This is a genomic window from Streptomyces sp. NRRL S-87 (assembly GCF_000719335.1).
Classification (GTDB): Bacteria; Actinomycetota; Actinomycetes; order Streptomycetales; family Streptomycetaceae; genus Streptomyces.
Genome location: NZ_JOGB01000005.1, coordinates 16,051 through 37,758, shown reverse-complemented (window position 1 = coordinate 37,758; position 21,708 = coordinate 16,051). Strand labels below are relative to the sequence as shown.

Here is a 21,708-nt window from a genome sequence, read left to right as displayed (position 1 = left end):
GCCCGTACCCGGCCGGTCGGCCGTTTCGCACGGCCGGCCCGTCGACCGGCCCGAGCCCATGGCCAACTTCCCCGAAAGGACGCGTACGTTGCGCAGACTGTTCGCGGCAGGGGCGGCGATATCCCTGGCGCTGCTCACCGCACCCGCGCTCGCCGCACCCACGCTCGCCACACCCGCCCTCGCCGCACCTCGGCCCGGTGCCGCCCAGGCCTCCCCCGCCGTCTTCCCGGCGAGCGGCAAGGCCACCGCCGTCCGCACCGACGCCCCGCCGCCGGCGCCTCAGGAGCTCCAGCGGCAGGCCCTGCGCCGCCAGGCCCTGGAGAGGGTCGCCGCGGGGGCCCTGCGGCCCGCCGCGACCGGCGGTCTCCCGCCGACCGTCAAGGTGGGCAAGCGGTACGTCGAGCTGGCGCAGGAGCGCAAGGACAAGATCTTCGTGATCCTGGCCGAGTTCGGCGACCAGGTGGACACCACCACCGAGTTCGAGGGCAAGCCGCGCTTCGGCGGTACGCCGGGCCCGCGCCACAACACGATCGACAAGCCGGCCAAGGCCGACAACCACACCGTGTGGCGCAAGGACTTCGACCGCGCCTACTACCAGCGCCAGTTCTTCTCCGCCGAACCCGGCGCGGTGAGCCTGCGCAACTACTACCGGCTGCAGTCCTCCGGCCGCTACGACCTGGACGGCCAGGTCTCCGACTGGGTGCGGCTGCCGTGGAACGAGGCCCGCTACGGTACGGACAACTGCTCCGAGCCCGGCCAGTGCCGCACCAACTGGGACCTGATCAAGGACGCCACGAACGCCTGGTACCACGGCGAGCGCGCCAAGGGCCGCACCCCCGCCGACATCAGGGCCGAGCTCGCCCAGTACGACGTGTGGGACCGCTACGACGTCGACCACGACGGCGACTTCAACGAGCCCGACGGCTACCTCGACCACCTGGTCGTCGTGCACGCCGGCAAGGACCAGACCTGGGGCGGCGGCGCGCAGGGCAAGGACGCCGTGTGGGCGCACCGATGGTTCGCGTACTGGAACCAGGCCGGCACCGCCGGCCCCGAGGGCAACAAGGCGGGCGGCACCCAGGTCGGGGACTCCGGCATCTGGGCCGGCGACTACCTCACCGGCGGAGAGAACAGCGGAGTCGGCCTGTTCGCGCACGAGTTCGGGCACGACCTGGGCCTGCCGGACATGTACAGCTCGGACGGGGACAACAGCGTCAACTTCTGGTCGCTGATGTCCTCGGCCTCGTACCTCGGCAAGGGCCGCAACACCACGGGCGACGTTCCGGGCGACCTCGACGCGTGGAGCAAGCTGCAGCTGGGCTGGCTGGACTACACCGAGGCGGACGCGGGTCGGCGCACCCGGGCGGTGCTGGGCGTCTCCGGCTACAACACCGAGGACCCGCAGGCCCTGCTGGTGCACCTGCCGCCCTCGGTGGACTCCACCGACCTGACCGACCCGTACGAGGGCGGCAGCCAGTGGTGGAGCGGTACCGGCGACTTCATGGACAACACCCTGACGCGTACGGTGCAGGTGCCGGCCGAGGGCGCCCGGCTCGACGCCCGGGTCTGGTACGACATCGAGCAGGACTACGACTTCCTGACGGTGGAGGCCTCCACGGACGGCGGCGGCACCTGGCGGGCGCTGCCGGGAACGGTCGGCGGGTCTCCCGTACCGGCCCGCGGGGTCTCGGGGACGTCCGGCGGCTGGCAGGAACTCGGGGTACCCCTCGCGGAGTTCGCCGGCCAGGGCGTGCAGCTCCGGCTGCGGGTGACCTCCGACTCCAACACCCACGGCAAGGGCGTCACCTTCGACGACATCCGCATCACCTCGGGGGCCGACGGCCGGGAGCTGCTGCGCGACGGCGCGGAGCAGGGCGCGAACGGCTGGACGGCGGTCAAGTGGTCGCGCACGCAGGGCCGTACGGGCATCGCCGAGCACCCGCGCGCCTACCTGGTGGAGAACCGGCGCTACGTCGGCTACGGGGCGTACCTGAAGACCGGGCCGTACAACTTCGGCTGGGGCTCGGACCCGGTGCGCAAGGACACGGTGGAGTTCTACCCGTACCAGCCGGGCGTGCTGGTGTGGCTGTGGGACACCGCGTACAGCGACAACACGACGAAGGCGCACCCGGGTTCGGGCATGCTCCTGCCCGTGGACGCGCGTCCCGAGGCGCTGCGCTTCGGCGACGGCACGCTAGTGAACGCGCGGGCGCAGACCTTCGACGCCACGTTCTCGCTCCAGCCGTCGGCGGAGGTGGTGCTGCACCGCAACGGCGTGCCGCTGCTCGTCGCGGAGCGGCCGGGCGTAGCGGCCTTCGACGACCACACCGGCGCGTACTGGAACCCCGACCTGCCGCAGGTGGGCGTGAAGGTCCCGGACACCGGCACCCGCATCGCGGTCCTCAAGGAGGCGTCGGGCGGCGCCCGCACCACGGTGCAGGTCAGTCCGTCCGGGTCGAAGTAGCGCGGCGCGCGACGTAGCGAGGCGGGAGGAGGAGCAGCGGACGGCCGGCCCCGGCGGGGGCCGGCCGTCCTTGTTCGCGACCGCGGTCCGTGGGCTCGGGTGGAGGGTCTGAGGCTCAGGTGGCGAGCAACCGGTTGAAGAACGAGCGGTACTGGCGCAAGGCCATCCGGAGGTCCTCGGTGGCCGGCTCCCCGTCCTGGCGCCACTGCCCCTCCAGCTGCTGCTTGCGGTCGGCGAAGGTACCGGCGAGGGTCCGCATCAGGGCGGCCACCAGTTCGTCCGCCTCGCGGACGGAGTCGCGGGGGTCGTCCACGAAGCCGGCCTGGATGGTGCTCCATCGGTCCCTGAACTCGGCCGCCTGCCCCGCTTCGAGCAGGGGTTGCTCGTCGGCCGCGGCACCCCCGCCGCCCGCGCCGCTTCGCCCGCCGTCGGCGTCGCCGCGGCCGGCCCCGCCTTCGGCGATGTCCTCCGTCGTGCCGGCCCCGGTGCCGGGCGCGGGTCCGCCGTCGTCCGTGGTCGCGTCCGCCGGGGCGCGCTCCTCCCGCCGAGCCGGGTCCCGGGCATCGGCCTGATCCCGGCGGTCCACGTCGTCGTCCCGTCGGTCCACGTCCCTGGTGGCCTCGCCCGGGTAGACGGCCGCGCGGTCCCCCGCGTCGGCGCGGGCCGGGTCCTCGGTGGTCCACTGCTGCCGGCCTCGGCCGGGCATGTCGTCGTCGTGCGCTATGGGGTCCACGGGTGCCATGGGGTTCACCTCGTCATTCGCGGTCGCGGAGCGATGCGCCGCCGGTGGCGCCGCTGCCGAGCAGGTCGTCGAAGAGCGCGCGGTAGTGCACCATGGCGCCGCGCAGCTCCTCCGTCGTCGCGCCGCCGCCCTGACTGCGCTGGTTCACGGCGTGGGCGGTGCGGTAGTGCTGGAGCGTGCGGCTGTGCTCCACGGAAAGGTCCTGGACCTGCTGCTCGTACCCGTCCGTGGGATAGCCGCGTTCGCGCATGAGCCGGATGACCAGGGTGTCGGCCTCGCCGACCGCGCCCTCGGGGCGGTCCACGAAGCGCTCCTGGACTCCGCGCCACTCGTCGGCGTACCGCTGCCGGACCTCCGGGCTCAGTTCCCTCAGCTCCAGCTCGTCGTGTCGCCGCTGCCGCTGGCGCAGTTCGCTGTCGGCGGCCGCCCGGCCGCCCTGCTCCTCGACCACGCGGTCGTACTCGTCCCCGAAGTCGCGCCGGAGGCGGCGGCGCCGCACGAGCATCCCGACCGCCGCCGCCACGATGATCAGCACGACGACGACCGCGACGATGACGGCGATCAGTGTGCCGGTGGACATCAGTGCCTCCCGGGGCTCGCGTCCGCTCTGGAAATCCGCTGCTGCCCCTGGTACCGGGCGGCAAACCCGGGCCGAGCCGCCGGGGGCGCGGGGGAGGCGGCACCCTTGAGTCGGGCGCGGCGCTCGCCCACCATCACCCGTTGCCGAGCAGGCCCGCCCGGTCCCGGAGCCCCAGCGTGTCCAGCCTCCACAGCCGTACGGTCTCGTCCTCCGATGCCGTGGCGAGTGTGAGCCCGTCGGGGCTGAACGCGATGTCCTTGATCCGTTTGACGTGACCCGAGCGGGCCGGGCCGATGGGCTGTCCGTCCGCGGTGCTCCACAGTCGGACCTGCTGCAGCTCGCGGCCCACCGTCGTCGCGAGCGTGCGCCCGTCCGGGCTGAAGCGCGCCACGGCCTCGTAGCCGGTGGTCGACCGGTCGGGATCCGTGCCGGCAAGCGGCCCGCCGATCCTGCGGCCGGTGGCCGTGTCCCACAGCTGGAGGTCGGAGTAGCTGTAGGTCGCGGCCTTGCTCCCGTCCGCATTGAGCAGGACACTGCTCACGCTGGCATCACCGTTGCTCAAGATGCCTTTGATCCGGCCGTCGACGGTGCCCCGTACCTCCACGCTCTTCCTGTCCGCCGTGACCACCGCCACTACGCGCGAGTCGGCGCTGAAGGAGGCGTCGGCTTCGTGGACGGACCCGGCACCACCGATCGGGCGGCCGTCGGACACCCGCCACAGCTGCATCACCGAGTTCTGGTTCATGGTGGCCACGAAGCGTCCGTCGGGGCTGAGGACGGCGGACTCAACCCCCCGCGCACTCGGCCCGGTCAAGTGGCTGGTGTGCCCGTCCACCATGCTGCGCACCATCACACCACCGCCGTCCCTCCCGATGACCAGCAGGCTCACCCGGCCGTCCGCGCCCACTCCTGCATAACTGGCCTGATCCCCTCCGAGAGGTCTGCTCAGCGCAGCTCCGGAGCCGGAGTCCCACAGCTGGACGTAACGCCGTGGACCCTCAATGGGTCCCGTCCGCCCCTTGGTGACGAGAACGCGCCCTTTGCCCGCGAAGACCACGTCGTCGAGCTTGCCGGAGCACTCCATGCGTGCGACGCGGTGTCCGTCGTCGAGGCTCCACACCTCAACGTACGTCGTGCCGCGGCCCATGAGTTCCCACAGCGTGCCGCCTTGCACGGTGGCCAGGGTCCGGCCGTCCGGGTCGAACACGACGCGTTCGACTGCGTCGCCGAATCCGCCGAGTACAGCGCTGGACGTGTCCTTCGGGCGACCTGCAAATGGCGTCGCCAGCCCCACCACCGCCAGCAGCGCACAGGCGAGCGCCACCGCCCGGCCGCGGCTCCCGATCCGGCTGCGCGCTGCATCGAGACCGGTGCTGCGGGAGGTGGTCTGCGGTCCGTCCGGCACCGTCGCGCCGGATACCAGGTACTCCTGCAGCCGAACGTGGCGAAACTGGTACGCGTCTCCCGACTGCCGCAGCAGACCGCGGTTGCGCGCGTCGCGTAGGAACGCCATGAACCGCAGGGGCAGCCTGCCCTGGAGCGCCAGGTAGACGAGCATGAGCAGGAATCGGGGATACGCCCTCGTCATGAGCGCGGAGACGGCGAAGACGGCACCCAGGACCAGGGGCAAGAGGAAGAAGAGCAGGACAAACTTGGCGCTGACGTCCCCCAAGCCCGTGGAGAGGTCGTAGACACCTCCGAACAGCGAGCGCGCAATGCCCGCCGGGTCGTAGTGGTCGGGCCACCCCGGCCAGCCGCTGAGGGACAGCCCGCCGATCCGTCCGGCCAGGACACCCATCAGGACCAAGGGCCACGCCAGCAGAGCCACGACGAGCCCAGCACTCCCCGCGCCGACGGCCGAAGCCCTCCGGTCCTCCGCGAGGGACAGGTCCGGCGTCGCCTGGGCCGCGGCGCGGGGCGGCGAATCGAGCCAGTGGCGGGTTGCCAGGCCCAGCCCCACCACACAGCCGAAGGCCGTGCAGCCGCCGACCAGATCGGCGTAGTTCAGGTAGACGGAGAGCGGCTGTTCGTCGACCGCAAGGATCAGGGCGAACGTGGCCGGCAGCGGGACCGTCAGGACCATCGTGAGCGCGAAGCCCTTGAGGAATCCGCCGCGCAGCCGCCGCAGCGACCCGGCCCGGCCCCAGGACAAGCGCCTGGGCGGTCGTTGGGGAGCGGCGAGCAGGGCGACGGCCACCACCGCCGTGCCGATCCCGACGAGCAGGCCGCCGATCCCGAGCGCGGGCAGCAGCTCCGGGTCCTCGGCCACGCCGGACCCGACCGCCGCGATGCCCGCCATGGCCATGCCGAGGGCAAGCGCCCCGGCCGGCACGGCCCACATGGGGAGCAGCCGACCCGACATCCGCCACCAGGCCAGCTCGCGTTCGCCGTGGCTGTGCAGGTACTGGGCCAGGTAGGTCAGGAGGCGCCGGGCCGTCTCGGCGTCCCAATCCGGCCCGCGGGCCGCTGCGTTGCGCGGTGGAGCCGCGGGACCCACCTGCGCCGGTGCTCCAATGGCACCAGGTGGCGTCAACGGCCTTCCGGCGTTCGGGAATCCGGCCGGGTCGGAAGGGCCGACCGGTTCTCCGGACGGCAGCCGGTCCGGTGCGTACGCGGCGTCGATCACCCGGGCGGAGAGGTGGTCCTCGATCACGTGCCGGGAGTGGAAGCGTACGGGATCGAGCAGTTCGGCCGGATCCCCGCCGCACCGCCCGTACACCATGCGGGCCAGCGAGATCATCAGCGGTGTTCGCAGCGCTTGGTGAAGTGCGGTGTCGGACTCCGTGCGCAGGTGGTGCACGACCCGGTCCCAGGAAGTGCCGTCCGGCCAGTCCACACTCTGCAGGTAGGACACGGTGTCCTCGACCTCGACAGGGCGTACCTCCACCACGGGCGCGCGGTGCAGCACCGGAGATCCGCCGGCGATCACATCCTCGTACTCGGCCGACCGGCAGGTCACCACCACGGGCCGGTCTTCCCCGGTGAACCGGTTGACGACCCGCACCGCGTTGCGCCGCGCCGACTCGGGGATCTCGTCGAGACCGTCGAGGACGGGCAGGAGCAGGCCGCGCTCCAGCAGCCGGCGCGGGATCTCGGGACGCCCGGCGTAGTAGGTGGCGGCCAGGGTGTCGACCACCCAGCCGTCCAGCGACCGGTTCACCGGGTCCCACCCGCCCACCGACAGCAGGACCGGCACCGGGTCGCCGGGCTCGCGGCGTCCGAGCAGGCCCAGGGTCAGCAGCATCGCGAGCACGGTCTTCCCGGCGCCCGGCTCGCCGAGCACCACCAGCCGCCCGCTGGGGATGCGCCCGAACTCCGCGCCGAGGGCTGTGACTGCCGCGTCGAAGCCGCCGTCCAGCCTTCCCTCGGTGGTGACCCGCGCGATCCGTCCGGCCCCGTTACCACCGAACACCGCCTGCGGGCTGTCGGCGACGTCCCGGCGCGTCGCGGACCACGTCAGCGGCACCACCCGGGGTTCCCGCAGGCTGCGGGCCCGGGCCTCCTCCCGCCACTGCCCTTCGACGGTGCGGGCCAGGTCGTCGGCCTCGTCCGCCGGTTCCGGGGCCGGGACGGGCTCCGGATGCAGCAGCCGCTCGACCAGCGGCAGCATGAGCGCCGCGATGCCCAGGAACCAGGCCCCGATCGTCGCGAAGTCGGAACTCGGGCCGCTGCCCGCCCACAACATCCATGCCGCCGAGGCCGCCATGACGGCGGCCAGCGACCACAGCACGTACCTGGTGAAAACCGGCCCCCGCCGCATCAACTCTGCCCCCCACCCCGCCCGTTCGCCGGGCGGACTCCTGCTGTAGCTGCCACCCGCCCGGTCTCGGGCCGTCGCCCTCCCGGTCCGCGGGAACTGGATTCTCGCCGAGTGGTCCGTACGGTGCTGGGGCTTTACCGAGCTGAGACGACGGACCTCCGAGACGAACGGGCGTCCGACGCGAACGTATGGCCGAGGGGCGGAGACCGAAGTCCACGGCGTCTCCGTCACCGTGGAGGCCACGGCGGGGGTGTAGGCGGTGCCGTTCGAGCACGGTGCCCAGCGGGTCCTCGTTGCCGTACAGGGCCTGGCCGGTGGCGCGCCGGGTGTAGTCGAGGACGCGGGGGAAGGCTGGGTCGACGCGGACCCGGAGGTCGGCGGACGTGAGGGTGATACTGGTGGCCATGCCCCTACCGGATGGCCCGGACCCCCTACCGGGTGGCCCGGAGCAGCCCCTGTCCGCCGGCCCCGCGGGACAGCACGGCGTCGGTGACCCGGGCGTCCACGGCCGCGTACTCCCGGCGGTCGGCTGGCGCGGCGGTGGAGGTGGTCGCCGCGCAGGAGGTGCACACCACCCGGAAGGTGCCGCGCATGTCGGAGTACTGGGTGAGGTACTCGGCCTTGACGACGTCGAAGCGCCCGGGGTGGGCCGCGGACGGCTGGAAGGTGAAGCGGGGGATGGAGGACTCGTTGCCGCGCCGCTTGTCGGCCTCGTAGAAGCTGGCGACCTGGTCTCCCATGCCGTAGACCACCCAGGTGCCGTTGACCTTCTCGTACGGCTGGGGGACGTGGTTGTGGGTGCCGATGATCAGGTCGAGGTCGGGCAGGCCGCCGGTGCGGGCGGCGGTGAGGCGCCGGGCCAGCTCGCGCTGCTGCTCGTCGGGGGCGGTCTGCCACTCCGTGCCCCAGTGCACGCTGAGGACGACCACCGAGGCCCCGGCCCGCCGGGCGGCCCGCGCGTCGGCGAGGATCCGGTCGGCGTCGATGACGTTGACGGCCCAGGGCTTGCCGTCGGGGAGCGGGATCCCGTTGGTGCCGTAGGTGTACGAGAGCTGGGCGACGGTGGCGCCGCCGGCGGTCAGCAGGGCGGGGCGGCGGGATTCGGCGGCGGTGCGGGCGGATCCGGTGTGCCGGACGCCGGCCAGGTCGAGCTGGTCGAGGGTGCGGGCGAGCCCTTGGAAGCCGGCGTCGAGGGTGTGGTTGGAGGCGGTCGAGCAGGAGGCGTAGCCGGTGTCCTTGACGGCCCGTGCGAGTTGCTGCGGGGCCTGGAAGAGGGGGTAGCCGGTGAACGGTCCGCCGGGCGGTCCGTACGGTATCTCGTGGTGGCATATCGCCAGGTCGGCGCCGTGCACGACGGGCCGCACGCCGGCGAGGATCCGGCGGAAGTCGTATCCGCGGCCGCCGGCGTCGTCCCGGGCCTGCTGGATGATCGAGGGGTACGGGATGATGTCGCCGGTGGCGACGAGCGTGAAGCGGCGGTGACCGGCTCCGGGCCGGGCCGCGGTCCCCTTGTCGGCGGATCCCCCGGGGTGCGTGGACGCGCCGGCGTCCGGACGCAGGCTCTGGGCCGTGCGGGCCTGGTGGCCGCCGAGCAGTGCGGCCGCGAGGAGGGCGCCACCGCCGAGCAGGGCCAGGCCGGCTGCCGCGCCCACCAGGAGCCGGGCCCGGCCGTGGCCGGGGCCGGGGTGCCCGGGGCCGGCGCCGTCGTCGTCGGTCCGGCTGTCGCCCGTGCCGTCCGTCCCGCCCGCCATGCCGTGCCCCCCGTGGTCCGCCGGTGTCCGTGCGCCCGTACGCGCGCCCACTCTCGCACGTCCGTTCCCCCGGCGCCGGCGGTCGGGGAAGGCCGGCGTCAGTCGGGCGGTTCGGGCAGCAGCCCGAGCTGCTCCAGGAACTCCAACTGGTCGAAGTACAGCCGGTACTCGGTGATCAGGCCGTCGGCGACGGTGGCGAAGTCGACGCCCCGTATCCGCACCTCCCTGTGGGTGGCCGGCAGCAGCTCGCCGGAGGGCAGCTCCAGCGGTCCCGTGTTCCGGCCCCGGTAGAAGCCCTCGTCGATGGCGGTGTCGGCGGTCTCGTGCCGGCGCACGGCCTCGTACGTCGCGTTCGGCATCGCGTCCATGACCTGCCGGAAGTACTCGACGACCTCGTCCCTCCCCCGCAGCACACCCATGTCCGGGGTGACCGCGCAGGCGTCCTCCGCGAAGCACGCGGCGACGGCCTTGAGGTCCCTGGTCGTGGTGAGCGCCGCGGTGAGCCGGTCCATGACCTCGCGGGCCTGTCCCATGATCCACCTCCCTGGTTGCGCACCCGGGTGACCTCCCCATTTTCCCACGCCGTGGCGCGTCCTCCCAGGTCGCGGGCGGCTCGGGGGCGGTCCATCCTGGGGTGGGGGGTTCGGGAGGCGCCCATGGATCCGGTGGCCGCGCTGCGGCGCATCGCGTTCCTGCTGGAGCGCGCCCTGGCGCCCTCGTACCGGATACGGGCCTTCCGTACGGCCGCCGCGCAGGTGGCCGCCATGGCGCCGGGCGAGGCCGAGCGGCGCGCGGCGGAGGGCACGCTGGAGGCGGTCAAGGGCATCGGGCCGAAGACGGCCGGGGTCATCACAGAGGCCCTGGCCGGGCAGGTTCCCGCCTATCTGGAGCGGCTGGAGCGGGAGGCCACGGAGACGGCGGTGGCGGAGCACGAGGCCGCGGGCGGGGTGGACGGGCGGCTGGGCCGGGTCGCGTCGCCCGGGGCGCTGGCGCTGCGCGGGGCGCTGCGCGGCGACTGCCACGTGCACTCCGAGTGGTCGGACGGCGGCGCCACGATCGAGGAGATGGCCGTGACGGCCGCCGAACTGGGCCACGAGTGGGCGGTCCTGACGGATCATTCGCCGCGCCTCACGGTGGCGCGGGGGCTGTCCCCCGACCGGCTGCGCGAGCAACTCGACGTGGTGGAGCGGCTGAACACCACGTGGGCCCCGTTCCGGCTGCTGACCGGCATCGAGTGCGACATCCTGGAGGACGGCTCGCTCGACCAGGAGCCGGAGCTGCTGGACCGCCTCGACCTGGTCGTGGTGTCCGTGCACTCGAAGCTGCGGATGGAGCGGCGGGCCATGACCCGGCGGATGGTGGCCGCGGTGCGGCACCCGCGGGCGAACGTGCTGGGGCACTGCACGGGGCGGCTGGTGACCGGTCGGGGCCGTCCGGAGTCGGAGTTCGACGCGGCGGAGGTGTTCGCGGCGTGCGCGGAGTCCGGCACCGCGGTGGAGGTCAACAGCCGCCCGGAGCGGCTGGACCCGCCGCGGCGGCTGCTGCGGGAGGCGGTGGCGGCGGGGACGCTGTTCGCGATCGACACCGACGCGCATGCGCCGGGTCAGTTGGACTGGCAGGTCCTGGGCTGTGCGCGGGCCGCCGAGTGCGGGGTGCCGGTGGACCGGGTGGTCACGGCGTGGTCGGCGGAGCAGCTGCTGGCCTGGACCCGGGAGGGCCGCGTTCCCGAGGCCGCGGCCACGGGATGACGGAACGCGGCGGCCCACGGTCGGGGGCCGCGGCGCGCCCTCGCGCACCGCGGCCCCCGACCGGCTGCGGACGTCAGCTGTTGGTGGCGCCGTTGCCCGACAGGACCGGGATGTTGTCCGCGATGTGCGAGAGCGGCTCGTCGCCCTTGGCCTGCGTCGAGCTCTCGGCGCACTGCTGGACCTGCGGCGCGGAGAGCACCGGGATGTCCTGGACGCCGACGTTGGCGATGATCGCGAGCACGGACTGCGCGTTGACCTTGGCGGGGACACCGAGGCAGAGCTTGTTCGCGGTGCCCTGGACGAGGCTGGCCTGCGGGCTCATGACGCCCTCGGTCTTGCCGTTGCCGTAGATCTGCTGGGCACCGTTGCCGTTGACGGTGTTGATGCCGTCGTCGTTGCCGATGGCCATGGCCGGGGCGGCGACGGCGGCGCCGGCGCCGACCACGGCGGCGGTGGCAGCAGCGGTGAGCATGATCTTCTTGAGCATTGTAGGGGTCTTCCTTCTCGAACGGGGCCCTTTCGAGGGGCGCCGTGCCCAACGAAGCGGCCCCGCCGCGGTTGCGCTCCTTCACCCGCTCAGCCCGGCGAAACCGGTGGGAACCGCCCGGGCCGGGACCGCGTCCCCACCCGTGGCCTGCGCTTATTCGTTTCCCCTGGATCGCACCCGCACGGGAGGATGGCGCATCACCCGAGGGAGGGACCCCATGAGCCAGGACCGCCTGACTCTCCACGATCTGCTGCCGCCGGACGAGCTCGCCACGGCGATCGACGCCGGGCACGTCACGCGCAAGGCGCACCCCGAGCTGCCACTGTCGATCTACACGTACACGCGGGTGTGCCAGTACGAGCGCGTCTGGAACCGGATCACCGTCCGGTGCCGCGGCCTGGTGGCCGACGACGTCACGGGTGAGGTCGTCGCCCTGCCGCTGCCGAAGTTCTTCAACGTCGGCGAGCACGAGTCGGGGCAGCCGTACGCGCCCGCCCTGCCCGACGAGCCGTTCGAGGTGTACGACAAGCTCGACGGCAGCCTGGCGGTGGTCTTCCACTACGCGGACCGCTGGCGGGTGGCGTCCAAGGGCTCCTTCGTCAGCGAGCAGGCCCGCTGGGCGCAGCGCCGGCTGGACGGCGCCGACACCTCGGCGCTGGTGCCGGGGGTGACGTACCTGGCGGAGATCCTTTACCCGGAGAACCGCATCGTCGTGGACTACGGGCAGCGGCGGGACCTGGTGCTGCTGGCCGCTTTCGGCGGGGACGGCACCGAGGTGCCGCTGGCGGAGGCCGCCACCGGGTGGGACGGGATCGGGTCCGTGGTGCGGGCGTGGCCGGCGATGCCGCTGGCGGAGCTGCTGCGGCTGACCGGGTCGAACACGCTGCCCGGCGGCGGGCGGGCCACCGGCATGGACGCCGAGGGGTTCGTGCTGCGGTTCGCCTCGGGGGTGCGCGCGAAGGCCAAGCTCGCCGAGTACGTACGCCTGCACAAGGTGCTGACCGGCGTCACCGAGCGGGACGTCTGGCGCGGCCACGGCATCCAGCGGTTCGCCGGCGTGTCGGCCAAGCGCCTGGCCCAGGGACTGGGCCTGCCGCTGTCCGAGCTGTCGGGCCTGCGCTCGCAGGGCGGCCGTCCGCTGGACGCGCTGCTCGAGCAGGTGCCGGACGAGTTCGACGCGTGGGTGCGCGGGCTGATCGAGGGGCTGGAGAAGTCCTTCGCGGAGCGCGAGCGGGCCATCGACGAGGCGTACGCCTCGCTCGCCCATCTGGCCGACGACCGGGGCGCATTCGCGCGCGCCGTACGCGAACTGCCGGACCGGGACGTGCGGGCGGCCGTGTTCCAGCGCCTGGACGGCCGCTCCACCGAGCTGCTGACGTGGCGTCGGATCCGGCCGGCGGCCGCCGACCCCTTCAAGAACGACGAGGAGAACTGATTTCCGTGCCCCACGTACACGTGATGACGGGGCTGCCCGCCTCGGGCAAGACCACGGCCGCACGGGCCCTGCAGGCCGAGTCGGGCGGCCGGATGCGCCGCGTGAACCTCGACGACCTGCGGGCCATGCTCGACGTCCCCGCACCCGAGCGGAACCGCTCGAACGCGCACGAGCAGACCGTGCTCGCCGTGCAGGACGCGGCGGTCCGCGCGGCCGTCGAGGGCGGCTTCGACGTGGTCGTCGACAACACGCACCTGACCCCGCACATCCCCAGGCGGTTGAAGGCGGCGGTCAACGGGCTGGACGCGGAGTTCGTCGTGCACGACTTCACCGGCGTGCCCGTCGAGGAGTGCGTGCGCCGTGACGCCGCTCGCGAGCGGGCGGTCGGCGAGGAGATCATCCGCATCCTCGCCGACAAGCACGCCAAGGCACGGCGCGGTGGCTGGCGGCTCACCGCCGAGTGGTTCAACGCCCGCCCGGGCGTGACCCCGTACGTCGCGGACCCGTCCCTGCCCGCGGCTGTGCTGTGCGACATCGACGGCACGCTCGCGCTGCGCGGGGACCGCGGCCCGTACGACTTCACGCGCTGCGACGAGGACCTGGTCAACGTCTCGGTGCGGCAGGCCCTGCACTCGTTCCGGCGCGCGGACGGCGACACGATCGTGCTGCTGTCGGGTCGCAGCGAGGACCACCGGGCCGTCACCGAAGCCTGGCTGGAGCGTCACGGGGTGCCGTACGACGAGCTGTGGATGCGGGCCGCCGACGACGGCCGCAGCGACGACGTGGTGAAGACCGAGCTGTTCGACCGGCACGTCCGCCACCGCTACGCGGTGCGCGTCTCGCTCGACGACCGGGACCGCGTGGTGGCGGTGTGGCGCCGTATGGGCCTGCCGACCTGGCAGGTCAACTACGGCAACTTCTGACGCGGACGGGCGGCCCCTGGCGGCGGCACCCCCGGCCTCTCCGACCCGGCCATCCTCACGCGGCACTCCTCCTGACGCAGTCAGGGGGCCCGGGCCCCGCTCGCGGGAGCGGGGCCCGGGCCCACCCCGCCTCAGGACAACCCGGCCCGCCCCCGGACGCCGGCGGGGTCCGGGCCCGGGTCCGGGTCCGGCGTCGGGCCCGCGGGATCCTCCGCGTCGGCGAGGAACCCGCCCGACTGGTGCTGCCACAGCCGCGCGTACGCGCCCTGCGCCGCCAGCAGCTCGTGGTGCGTGCCCTGCTCGAGGATCCGGCCGCGGTCGAGGACGACGAGCCGGTCCATGGAGGCGACCGTGCTCAGCCGGTGGGCGACCACGAGGGCGGTGCGCCCCTCCATGAGCCGCCACAGGGCGTCCTGGACGAGGATCTCGCTCTCGGAGTCCAGGGCGCTGGTGGCCTCGTCGAGCAGCAGGATCGGCGCGTCGCGCAGGATCGCCCGGGCGAGGGCAACCCGCTGGCGCTGGCCGCCGGACAGCTTGACGCCGCGCTCGCCCACCATGGTGTCGAAACCGTCCGGCAGGGCGTCGGCGAACTCGGTCACGTGCGCCGCCTCGGCCGCGCGGCGGATCTCGGCGTCGGTGGCTCCCGGCCGGGCGAAGGCGATGTTGTCGCGCAGGGTGCGGTGGAACATCGCCGGGTCCTGGGGCACGTACGCGATCCGACCGCGCAGGTCGGCCTGGCTCAGCCGGCTGATGTCGCGGCCGCCGACGAGGATCCGCCCGGCGTCCACGTCGGTCATCCGCAGCAGCAGCCGGGTGAGCGTGGTCTTGCCGCCGCCCGAGCGGCCGACGAGGCCGATCCGCGCGCCGCTGGGCACCGTCAGGTCGAGGCCCTCGAAGAGGGGCTCCGCGCCGGCGTGGGCGAACGTCACCCGCTCGAAGCGCACGTCGGCGGCGGACCGGGCCGGCAGCGGCTCGGGCTCCTCGGGGTCGAGCACGGTGGGCGGGGTCAGCAGCAGTTCCGTGAACTGTGCGGCCTCCGTCAACGAGCTCTCCAGGCGCCGGTAGATCTGGTTGAACTCGAACATGATCCGGGTGGCGTTGCTGTAGTACGTGAAGGCCACGACGACCGCCTCCACCCCGCGGCCCTCCCCCGCCAGCACGACGGCCAGCAGCAGGCCCACGGCGTTGGTCAGGACCGACAGCGGCGCGACGACGGTGTCGATGCGCAGGTTGCCGTAGTCCCAGGAGCGCAGGGTGAGCCGGCGCGATTCCGCGACCCGGGAGCGGTGTTCGGCGGCCTCTCGCTCCTCGGCGGCGAACGCCCGCACCGTCTCCATGTTCGCGAGGCTGTCGGCCACGTGGCCCGAGACCCGCGCGATGGCTTCCTCTCGCTGGTCGACCAGGGCCTGGCGGCGGCGGATCAGCGGCGCCACGCAGAGCGCGGTGAACGCGATCATCGACAACAGCCCGACGACGAGCAGCGGTTCGTAGTGCCAGAGCACCACCGAGCCGAACAGGAGGGGTACGAGGCTGCCGACGACCGAGAAGGTGAGGGTGTCGACGACCTCCTCGAAGCGGGAGGCGAAGCTCAGGACCCGCTTGGTGAGGGAGCCGGCGAAGTTGTCGTGGAAGAACGCGGCGTCCTTGGCGAACAGTTCGTCCATGCCGATCACGTACAGGTTCTCGATGCCGAGGGCGTCGAGGCGGTTCAGGCAGTGCAGCCCGGCCCGCCACAGCGCCTCCGCGAGCAGCAGGACGCCGGCGAAGCCGAGGACGTACGGGAGCAGGGGGCCGACGCCGGGAGGGGTGCCCCCGGAGATCCGGCCGACGAGCTTGGCGACGATGAGCGGTGCGAGGTAGTTGATGCCGATGTTGCCCAGTGCCGGGAGCAGCATGGCGGGTACGGTCAGCCGGCGCAGCCGGACCAGTTGTCGTCCGTAGTGGCGCAGCGCGAGGAGGACGGGGCCCTTGCCCGGCCCCCCGTCGCGCGGTGCGGGTGAGTGAGGTGATTCGGTTGAAGCAGGCGAGTCAGGTGTTTCAGGCGATTCCATTCCAACCCTGTCATTGGACCCGAAATCCGGAACAGCGCAGTGTCGCGCACGCCCGTCCGGGCCGTCCAAGCGTTTTCCCGGCGGGCGGCGGTCCCGTGGCCGCACCGCGTCCGTCCCGGGCCGCACTGGCGTCGGTCCCGTGGCCGCCCCGGCGTCGGTCCCCCGGCCGCGGTCGGACGGGTCAGAAGTGGTTGGGGCCCGCCTGCAGGAAGCAGCTGGCCAGGGCGGCGCGGGAGGAGATGTCCAGCTTGCGGTAGATCCGGGACAGGTGGGCGTCGACCGTCCGGGTGCTGAGGAAGAGTTCCATCGCGATCTCCCGGGACCGCTTCCCGGCGGCGGCCAGCCGGGCGATCTCGCGCTCGCGTTCGGTGAGCAGCATCATCACCTCGCGGCCGTCCGGGCTGCCGGTGACCGCTCCCAGCGAGGCGAGCTCCTTCTGGACCCGGACGGCCTCGTCGCGCACCCGCAGCGCCCCGCAGCCCCGGGACACGGCCGCGGCGGCCCCGAGCCACTCCAGTGCGGTGGCCGGGCCGATGGTCTCGGCGGCGGAGCGGGCGCCGGTCACCAGGGTCCAGGCGTGCTGGACGGGCATCCCGGCCTCCCGGAAGGCGTCCGCCGAGCTCTTGAACAGCGGGAGCGCGAGGTCGTGCGCTCCGTCCGAGGCGTGCAGGATGCCGCGGGCCCGGTGGGCGTAGGCGCGCTGGGCGGGTAACCCCATGAGGTCCGCGGCCAGTTCGGCGTCCGTGGCGAAGCGGCGGGCTCCGCCGGTGTCGCGGCAGTACAGGGCTGCGACCGCCAGCATGGCGAGCAGCCAGGGGCGAAGCGGCGGTAGGAACAGGGGCAGCTGTTCGCCGCCGCCGCCCTCCAGGAGGGTGCGCTGGCAGCCGGGGGCGTCTCCGTTCAGCAGCCGTACCTGGGCGAGCATTCCTGCCACGAGGCCGTCCCGGCGGCCGGCGCGGGTCTCGACGGCGCAGGCGCCGTGCTCGGCGAGGGCGACGGCCTCGGCGGCGTCGCGCCGGCCCCGGGCCCACATCAGGGCGCCGGCCCGGGTGATGGCGGCGAGCCCGGCGAGCTTCTCGGATCCCCGGGACCTGGCGTACCGCTCGGCCTCGCGGGCCCAGTGCTCGGCGCGGGAGAGCCGGCCGGTCCACTGGTCGAGGACCGACAGCCACAGCTGGTGGCGCGGTACGACGAACCGCCGGGCGCCCCCGACCGTGACGGCCAGGCCCCGGTGCAGGTGACGGCGGGCGTCGGCGAAGCGCTCCACGCACAGTTCGGCGCAGCCGAGGAGCGTGAGCAGTTCCGGGGAGCCGGCGGCCACGGCGTCGGGCAGGGCGTCGACCTGCCGGGAGCATTCGGCGGCGTCGGCCAGGGCCGAGGAGACGAGGCCGAGGTGGGCGTCGCCGCATCCGGCGAGGAAGCGGATCCGGCGGCCGGTGGCCTCGTCGGCGCCGGCGGCGTTCCGCAGCGCCTCCCGCACCAGGTCGCGCACCTGCCCGTAGCCGCCGCGCAGCAGGTGCACGAGGCCGTACTGGAAGGCGAGTTCGACCGCGCCGGGGGGCAGCGGGCGGGTCAGCGGGTCGAGGGCGGCGCGGGCGACCGCCTCCGCCTCGTCGTAGCGCCCGAGCTGGCGCTCGACGTCGGCGCAGGCCGCGTGCGCGCGCAGTCTGAGGTCCGTGGGCAGGTGGGGGGCCGCGGCGAGCAGCCGGTGGGCGAGGCCGTGGGCCTCGTCGGGGCGGCCGGCGGCGGTGAGGGCCTTGCAGTGGGCGATGCCGAGGGTGGCCCGGGCCGGCTGGACGAGGTCGGAGCCGGGCAGGTACTGCAGCGCGAGGCCGAGCCAGCGGGCGGCGGTGGCCGGGGCCTCGCCGACCACCTCGGCCGCGCCCTCGGCGAGGACGGAAACCGCGGTGGGGCTGTCCGTGCCCACGAGGTGCTCCGCGTGCCGGGCGCGGGCGGCGGCGCAGGCGTCGCGGGTGGTGAGCAGGTCGAGGGCGCGCCGGTGGGCGAGGAGCCGGAAGGAGGGGTCGGCGTGCTCGTGGGCGACGTGGCCGAGGACGCGGGAGCGGAAGGCGAACCGGCCGCCGCGGCCGAGGGGGCGGACCAGGTCGGCGCGGCTGAGCTCGTCGAGGGCGTGCAGGGTGCGGGGGGTGCCGAGGCCGGAGACCTCGGCGACCTCTTCGGGGCTGAACCGGTCGCCGAGGACGGCGGCTCCGGCCGCGGCCAGGGCCGCGTCGGGCGTGAGGGCGTCGAGTTCGGTGATGAGGGCGGCGCCCTCGCGCAGGAGTCCGTCCCGGTCCGGGCCGATCTGGTCGGGCCACGCGTCGGGCTGCCAGCCGGCCGCCAGGAGGATCCGGGCGCCGCGGGGGTTGCCGGCACTGGCCTGGTGGAGGGCGTCGGCGTGCTCGGCGGGGTCGTCGCGGCGGGGGGCGAGCGGGGAGGGGGCGGCGGGGCAGGCCGTGGCGCCGGTATCCGGGTGCCAGTGGCCGAGGAGCGCGGCCACGGCGGCGCGGTCCAGCGGCTCGGGTCTGAGTCGGGTGACGGTGCCGGCCCGGACGCCGCTGTCGAGGGCGTCCCGCAGTACCGCGGGGGTCTGGCGGGGGCGGTGGGCGACGGCGAGGACGAACGGGCCGGGCACGGGGGTGCGTACGAGGTGCACGACGAGGGCCAGCGACTCCTCGTCCAGCAGCTGTACGTCGTCCAGCAGCAGGGCGCAGGGGCCCTTGGCGGCGACCCAGTCGGCGAGCTGTCGGCGGATGGCCCGCAGGAGGGGCGCGCCGGGGGAACGGTGGGTCGGGAAGGGCCACGCCTCCGGCCGGTCCCCGAGGGCCTCCTCGAACACCTGGTACGGGGTGGTGGGCCAGCGCGTGCCGGACGCCCGGGCCACCTGGACCCCGCGGTCCTCGGAGAGCCGCGCCAGCAGGGTCAGCAGAAGGGACTTGCCGATGCCCGGATCCCCGGCGATCTCCACGACGGTGCCGCGCCCGCGCGGGAGGGCGTCCAACGCCTCGGCGAAGCGCTCGGATTCGGCCTCTCTGCCCGCGAGCGGGCAGCAGGACTCCGGTAACTGAACGGCGAACACAAGACGCTCCCCCCGGTCGCAGCGGCAGACGCTCGCCCCCGTTGCCCGCGGTCGGCCACCAACGCTGCACATGCTACGGCCCGGCCCTGGCCATCGACGTGATTACGTAGTTCTACCGATGTCCGGAACGGGCTCGTGTTGCAGGGTAGTTCGAGTTCGGGGCAGCTGATGTGCCATTACGCGAACGGAGTCGACACTGACACCGAGTCCACGGCTTCGACACCCCTGCTTCACCGCATGTCCCCCGGACGCACGTTCCCGGCCAACGGCCCGTCGGCCCCTGCCGCGCCTGGCCGGCGGTGCGCCCCGCCCCGTCCGAAAGGGTCCCCTTCCCAGCGTGAACGCATGTGCCTGCGGTCCGTCTACGCGCATCAACCACCCGCCCGGCCCCGGCGGTCGGTCCGACCGCACCCGGACGGTCCGGAACTCAGAAGGTGAGGGAACATGTCTTTCGAGCGCCTGACCTCCACGTGGGACGTGGTGCCGGTGGAGGAGGCCCTGGAGCGGCACGGCCCGTCGGCCACCCTCGGGACGCCCCACCCCGGCTTCACCAGGGGACGCCAAGTCCGGCTCCATCGGGGGAACTTATCCGTCCTGGGGGACCTGGCACCCGATCCCGCGTCCGCCGCGCTGCCCTACGACGTCGTGGTCGACGGTGACCTCACCGTCGAGGGGGACGTCGACTGGTGGGACGAGGCCGGCAGCGGCCTCTTCCTGGTCACGGGCGACCTGCGGGCCCGCAACCTGCTGCTCTCCGGACGTCCCCGGTTCGTCGTGGCCGGCGACCTGGCGGTCTCGGGGCGGGTCCAGGGCCACCACGGCGACGACGCCGGCCGGCTGGTCGTCGGGGGCCGTACGCAGGCCCAACTCGTCGTCAACACAGGGGGGTTCACGATGGTCTTCGGCAGCCGTCCGGAGGCCGTGATCGCCGCCGATCCGGGGCGCACCAGTTGCCCGGTCGACGTCCCGGACAGCGGGCTGGCGGCCCTCGTGCTGCCGGCCCTGCTCGACGGGCGCGAGGTGGACGAGCACCGGATCAGCAGCGCGCTGCGCGCCGGGGAGCCGGTGCTGCGCCCGGGCGTACGGCCGGGAGGCGTGCTGACGGGGCGCAGGAGAGCCGACGGCGCGTCACCGGTGGACGAGGCGGCCCTGCTGGACGAGGGGGCGCCGCTGGACGGTGGGACCCCGGTGGGCCGGGGGGCCGGCGTGGCCGAACGGGAACCGCTCGCCCTGCTCTGAACCCGCCCGGCGGGAACGGGCGCCACGGCGAGGCGCCCGGGCGGAGGGTTCCGCCCGGGCGCCCGGCCCGGTCCCGGGCCACCGGCGAGATCCGCAGGAGGCGGCCTACGTCCGGGCGGCGACGAAGGCGGCGAGGCGGCGGACGCCCTCCTCGATCTCGTCGTCGTCCAGGTAGCTGAGGGACAGCCGGATCTGCCGCGCACCGCCCTTGCCCCCGACGAAGAAGTGGCTCATGGGGGTCCACAGGACGCCGAAGTCCCGTGCGGACTCCTCCAGTACGGCGTCGTCCACCTCGAAGGGCAGCGTCATGACGAGGAAGAAGCCCCCCTCGGGGGCGTCCCAGCGGATCCCCGTCCGGGCCCTGAGGTCCTCGGGGAAGGCGCTGTCGAGGGCGTCGAGGAGCAGCCGCAGGTTGCGCCGGTAGAAGGCCGACTTCTCCTCGACCATCGCCCGCAGCGTCCCGCCGGCCTCGACCAGCATGCCGCCGATCACGGCCTGGCCGACCGGCGAGGTGTTCACGGTGACCATGCTCTTGACGGCCGCCAGCTCGGCGGCGAGCAGCCGGGTGCGTCCGTCGGGGCCGCGTACGGTCTGGTCGGCGACCGCGTACCCGACGCGGACCCCGGGGATGCAGACCTTGGCGAACGTGCCGAGGTGGACCACCCGGCCCCCGCGGTCCAGCGCCTTGAGGGTGGGCAGCTTGGTCTCCGGGGCCGCGGTGAACCCGTACGGGTTGTCCTCCAGGACGAGCAGGTCCTCCTCGGCCGCGGCGGCGAGCAGCGCGTGCCGGTCGGGCAGGGCCATCCGGCTGCCGGAGGGGTTGGAGAAGTCCGGTACGAGGTACAGGGCCCGGGGCCGCCTGCCCTCGGCGCGCACCTCCCGGCAGACGCGGACGAGGTCGGGCAGCACGGAGCCGTCCGGCCGCTGCTCCACCGGCCGGATGTCGAGGCCGAGCAGGCGGGCGGCGCCGACCGCACCGACGTAGCAGGGGTCGGCGACCAGCAGGACGTCGTCGGGGGTGGCGTGCAGGGCCCGCAGGGCGATGAAGATGGCCTCCTGGCAGCCGACGGTCACCACCACGGCCTCGGGCGGCACGTCGATGCCCTCGTCGGTCCGCAGGACGCCCGCGACCAGTTCGTTGATCAGGCCGGGGGTGGATCCGTACTGGAGGATCCGGCGCCGGGCCCGGGCCGGGGACATCCCGCGCTCCCGGCACAGGTAGGCGACGTAGCTCTCGATGTGCCGGGCGACGTCCACGCCCTCGAAGAAGCTCTCGTGCGGGGCCCCCGGCGCGAACGAGACCGCGTCGGGGTACTGGGACATCACGTCGGTCAGCAGCGTCACCGATTCCATCACGGGATCGCTGACGGATGCGTGGAGCTCGCGGCGGTCGAGCTCCCGTACCGGTTCGGCGAGCAGCGCCGGTCGATCGGCCATTCCTCCACCCTC

14 protein-coding genes are annotated in these 21,708 nt (G+C 73.9%); 5 read left to right on the top strand and 9 right to left on the bottom strand.

All coding sequences use genetic code 11. The features are described from left to right. The first annotated feature begins 88 nt into the window (after positions 1 to 88). Positions 89 to 2,464, top strand: a complete 2,376-nt coding sequence (locus tag IF43_RS0104725; RefSeq protein WP_234331948.1) for an immune inhibitor A domain-containing protein — start codon at positions 89 to 91, stop codon at positions 2,462 to 2,464. A gap of 115 nt (positions 2,465 to 2,579) precedes the next feature. Here IF43_RS0104725 and IF43_RS0104720 read toward each other — a convergent pair whose 3' ends face one another. The 5 genes from IF43_RS0104720 to IF43_RS0104695 form a co-directional block, all read right to left on the bottom strand. Further along, positions 2,580 to 3,206 (bottom strand): hypothetical protein, encoded by a 627-nt coding sequence (locus IF43_RS0104720; protein ID WP_051794679.1) that lies wholly within the window; start codon positions 3,204 to 3,206, stop codon positions 2,580 to 2,582. A 13-nt stretch (positions 3,207 to 3,219) separates the two neighbouring features. After that, positions 3,220 to 3,786, bottom strand: a complete 567-nt coding sequence (locus IF43_RS0104715; RefSeq protein ID WP_030194216.1) for a hypothetical protein — start codon at positions 3,784 to 3,786, stop codon at positions 3,220 to 3,222. A 133-nt stretch (positions 3,787 to 3,919) separates the two neighbouring features. Next, entirely contained in the window at positions 3,920 to 7,516 is a 3,597-nt protein-coding gene (locus tag IF43_RS0104710) for a WD40 repeat domain-containing protein (RefSeq protein WP_158939159.1), read from the bottom strand. A 461-nt stretch (positions 7,517 to 7,977) separates the two neighbouring features. Beyond that, a complete protein-coding gene (locus tag IF43_RS0104700; protein ID WP_078909916.1) occupies positions 7,978 to 9,297 on the bottom strand; it encodes a CapA family protein in 1,320 nt (439 codons plus the stop codon). A 98-nt stretch (positions 9,298 to 9,395) separates the two neighbouring features. Further along, a complete protein-coding gene (locus IF43_RS0104695; protein ID WP_030194207.1) occupies positions 9,396 to 9,830 on the bottom strand; it encodes an ester cyclase in 435 nt (144 codons plus the stop codon). A 123-nt stretch (positions 9,831 to 9,953) separates the two neighbouring features. Here IF43_RS0104695 and IF43_RS0104690 point away from each other — a divergent pair, with 123 nt between their 5' ends. Next, positions 9,954 to 11,045: a PHP domain-containing protein gene (locus IF43_RS0104690; RefSeq protein ID WP_030194204.1), complete on the top strand. Its 1,092-nt coding sequence runs from the start codon at positions 9,954 to 9,956 to the stop codon at positions 11,043 to 11,045. 73 nt (positions 11,046 to 11,118) lie between these two features. On the opposite strand, the gene IF43_RS0104685 is transcribed toward IF43_RS0104690, so the two are convergent. Further along, positions 11,119 to 11,532: a rodlin gene (locus tag IF43_RS0104685; RefSeq protein ID WP_030194201.1), complete on the bottom strand. Its 414-nt coding sequence runs from the start codon at positions 11,530 to 11,532 to the stop codon at positions 11,119 to 11,121. A gap of 217 nt (positions 11,533 to 11,749) precedes the next feature. Here IF43_RS0104685 and IF43_RS0104680 point away from each other — a divergent pair, with 217 nt between their 5' ends. Both IF43_RS0104680 and IF43_RS0104675 read left to right on the top strand, forming a co-directional pair. Continuing rightward, a complete protein-coding gene (locus IF43_RS0104680) occupies positions 11,750 to 12,967 on the top strand; it encodes an RNA ligase (RefSeq protein ID WP_030194198.1) in 1,218 nt (405 codons plus the stop codon). 5 nt (positions 12,968 to 12,972) lie between these two features. Beyond that, positions 12,973 to 13,890: an AAA family ATPase gene (locus IF43_RS0104675; protein ID WP_234331947.1), complete on the top strand. Its 918-nt coding sequence runs from the start codon at positions 12,973 to 12,975 to the stop codon at positions 13,888 to 13,890. A 131-nt stretch (positions 13,891 to 14,021) separates the two neighbouring features. Here the strand turns inward: IF43_RS0104675 and IF43_RS0104670 are convergent, their stop codons facing one another. Both IF43_RS0104670 and IF43_RS0104665 read right to left on the bottom strand, forming a co-directional pair. After that, on the bottom strand, positions 14,022 to 15,785 hold the full coding sequence (locus IF43_RS0104670) for an ABC transporter ATP-binding protein (RefSeq protein WP_234331946.1): 1,764 nt from the start codon (positions 15,783 to 15,785) through the stop codon (positions 14,022 to 14,024). Between the two features lie 337 nt (positions 15,786 to 16,122). Further along, positions 16,123 to 19,020, bottom strand: a complete 2,898-nt coding sequence (locus IF43_RS0104665; RefSeq protein ID WP_051794677.1) for an AAA family ATPase — start codon at positions 19,018 to 19,020, stop codon at positions 16,123 to 16,125. A 444-nt stretch (positions 19,021 to 19,464) separates the two neighbouring features. On the opposite strand from IF43_RS0104665, the gene IF43_RS0104660 reads away from it, so the two are divergent. Further along, a complete protein-coding gene (locus IF43_RS0104660; RefSeq protein ID WP_030194188.1) occupies positions 19,465 to 20,259 on the top strand; it encodes a hypothetical protein in 795 nt (264 codons plus the stop codon). 105 nt (positions 20,260 to 20,364) lie between these two features. Here the strand turns inward: IF43_RS0104660 and IF43_RS0104655 are convergent, their stop codons facing one another. Further along, complete coding sequence (locus IF43_RS0104655; RefSeq protein WP_030194186.1) at positions 20,365 to 21,696, bottom strand: PLP-dependent aminotransferase family protein; 1,332 nt, start codon at positions 21,694 to 21,696, stop codon at positions 20,365 to 20,367. Positions 21,697 to 21,708 lie beyond the last annotated feature (12 nt).

Coding starts and splice junctions, on each gene's coding strand:
- IF43_RS0104720 (WP_051794679.1), bottom strand. CDS start 3,206: ATGGCACCCGTGGACCCCATAGCGCACGACGACGACATGCCCGGCCGA.
- IF43_RS0104715 (WP_030194216.1), bottom strand. CDS start 3,786: ATGTCCACCGGCACACTGATCGCCGTCATCGTCGCGGTCGTCGTCGTG.
- IF43_RS0104700 (WP_078909916.1), bottom strand. CDS start 9,297: ATGGCGGGCGGGACGGACGGCACGGGCGACAGCCGGACCGACGACGAC.
- IF43_RS0104695 (WP_030194207.1), bottom strand. CDS start 9,830: ATGGGACAGGCCCGCGAGGTCATGGACCGGCTCACCGCGGCGCTCACC.
- IF43_RS0104690 (WP_030194204.1), top strand. CDS start 9,954: ATGGATCCGGTGGCCGCGCTGCGGCGCATCGCGTTCCTGCTGGAGCGC.
- IF43_RS0104685 (WP_030194201.1), bottom strand. CDS start 11,532: ATGCTCAAGAAGATCATGCTCACCGCTGCTGCCACCGCCGCCGTGGTC.
- IF43_RS0104680 (WP_030194198.1), top strand. CDS start 11,750: ATGAGCCAGGACCGCCTGACTCTCCACGATCTGCTGCCGCCGGACGAG.
- IF43_RS0104670 (WP_234331946.1), bottom strand. CDS start 15,785: ATGCTGCTCCCGGCACTGGGCAACATCGGCATCAACTACCTCGCACCG.
- IF43_RS0104660 (WP_030194188.1), top strand. CDS start 19,465: ATGTCTTTCGAGCGCCTGACCTCCACGTGGGACGTGGTGCCGGTGGAG.
- IF43_RS0104655 (WP_030194186.1), bottom strand. CDS start 21,696: ATGGCCGATCGACCGGCGCTGCTCGCCGAACCGGTACGGGAGCTCGAC.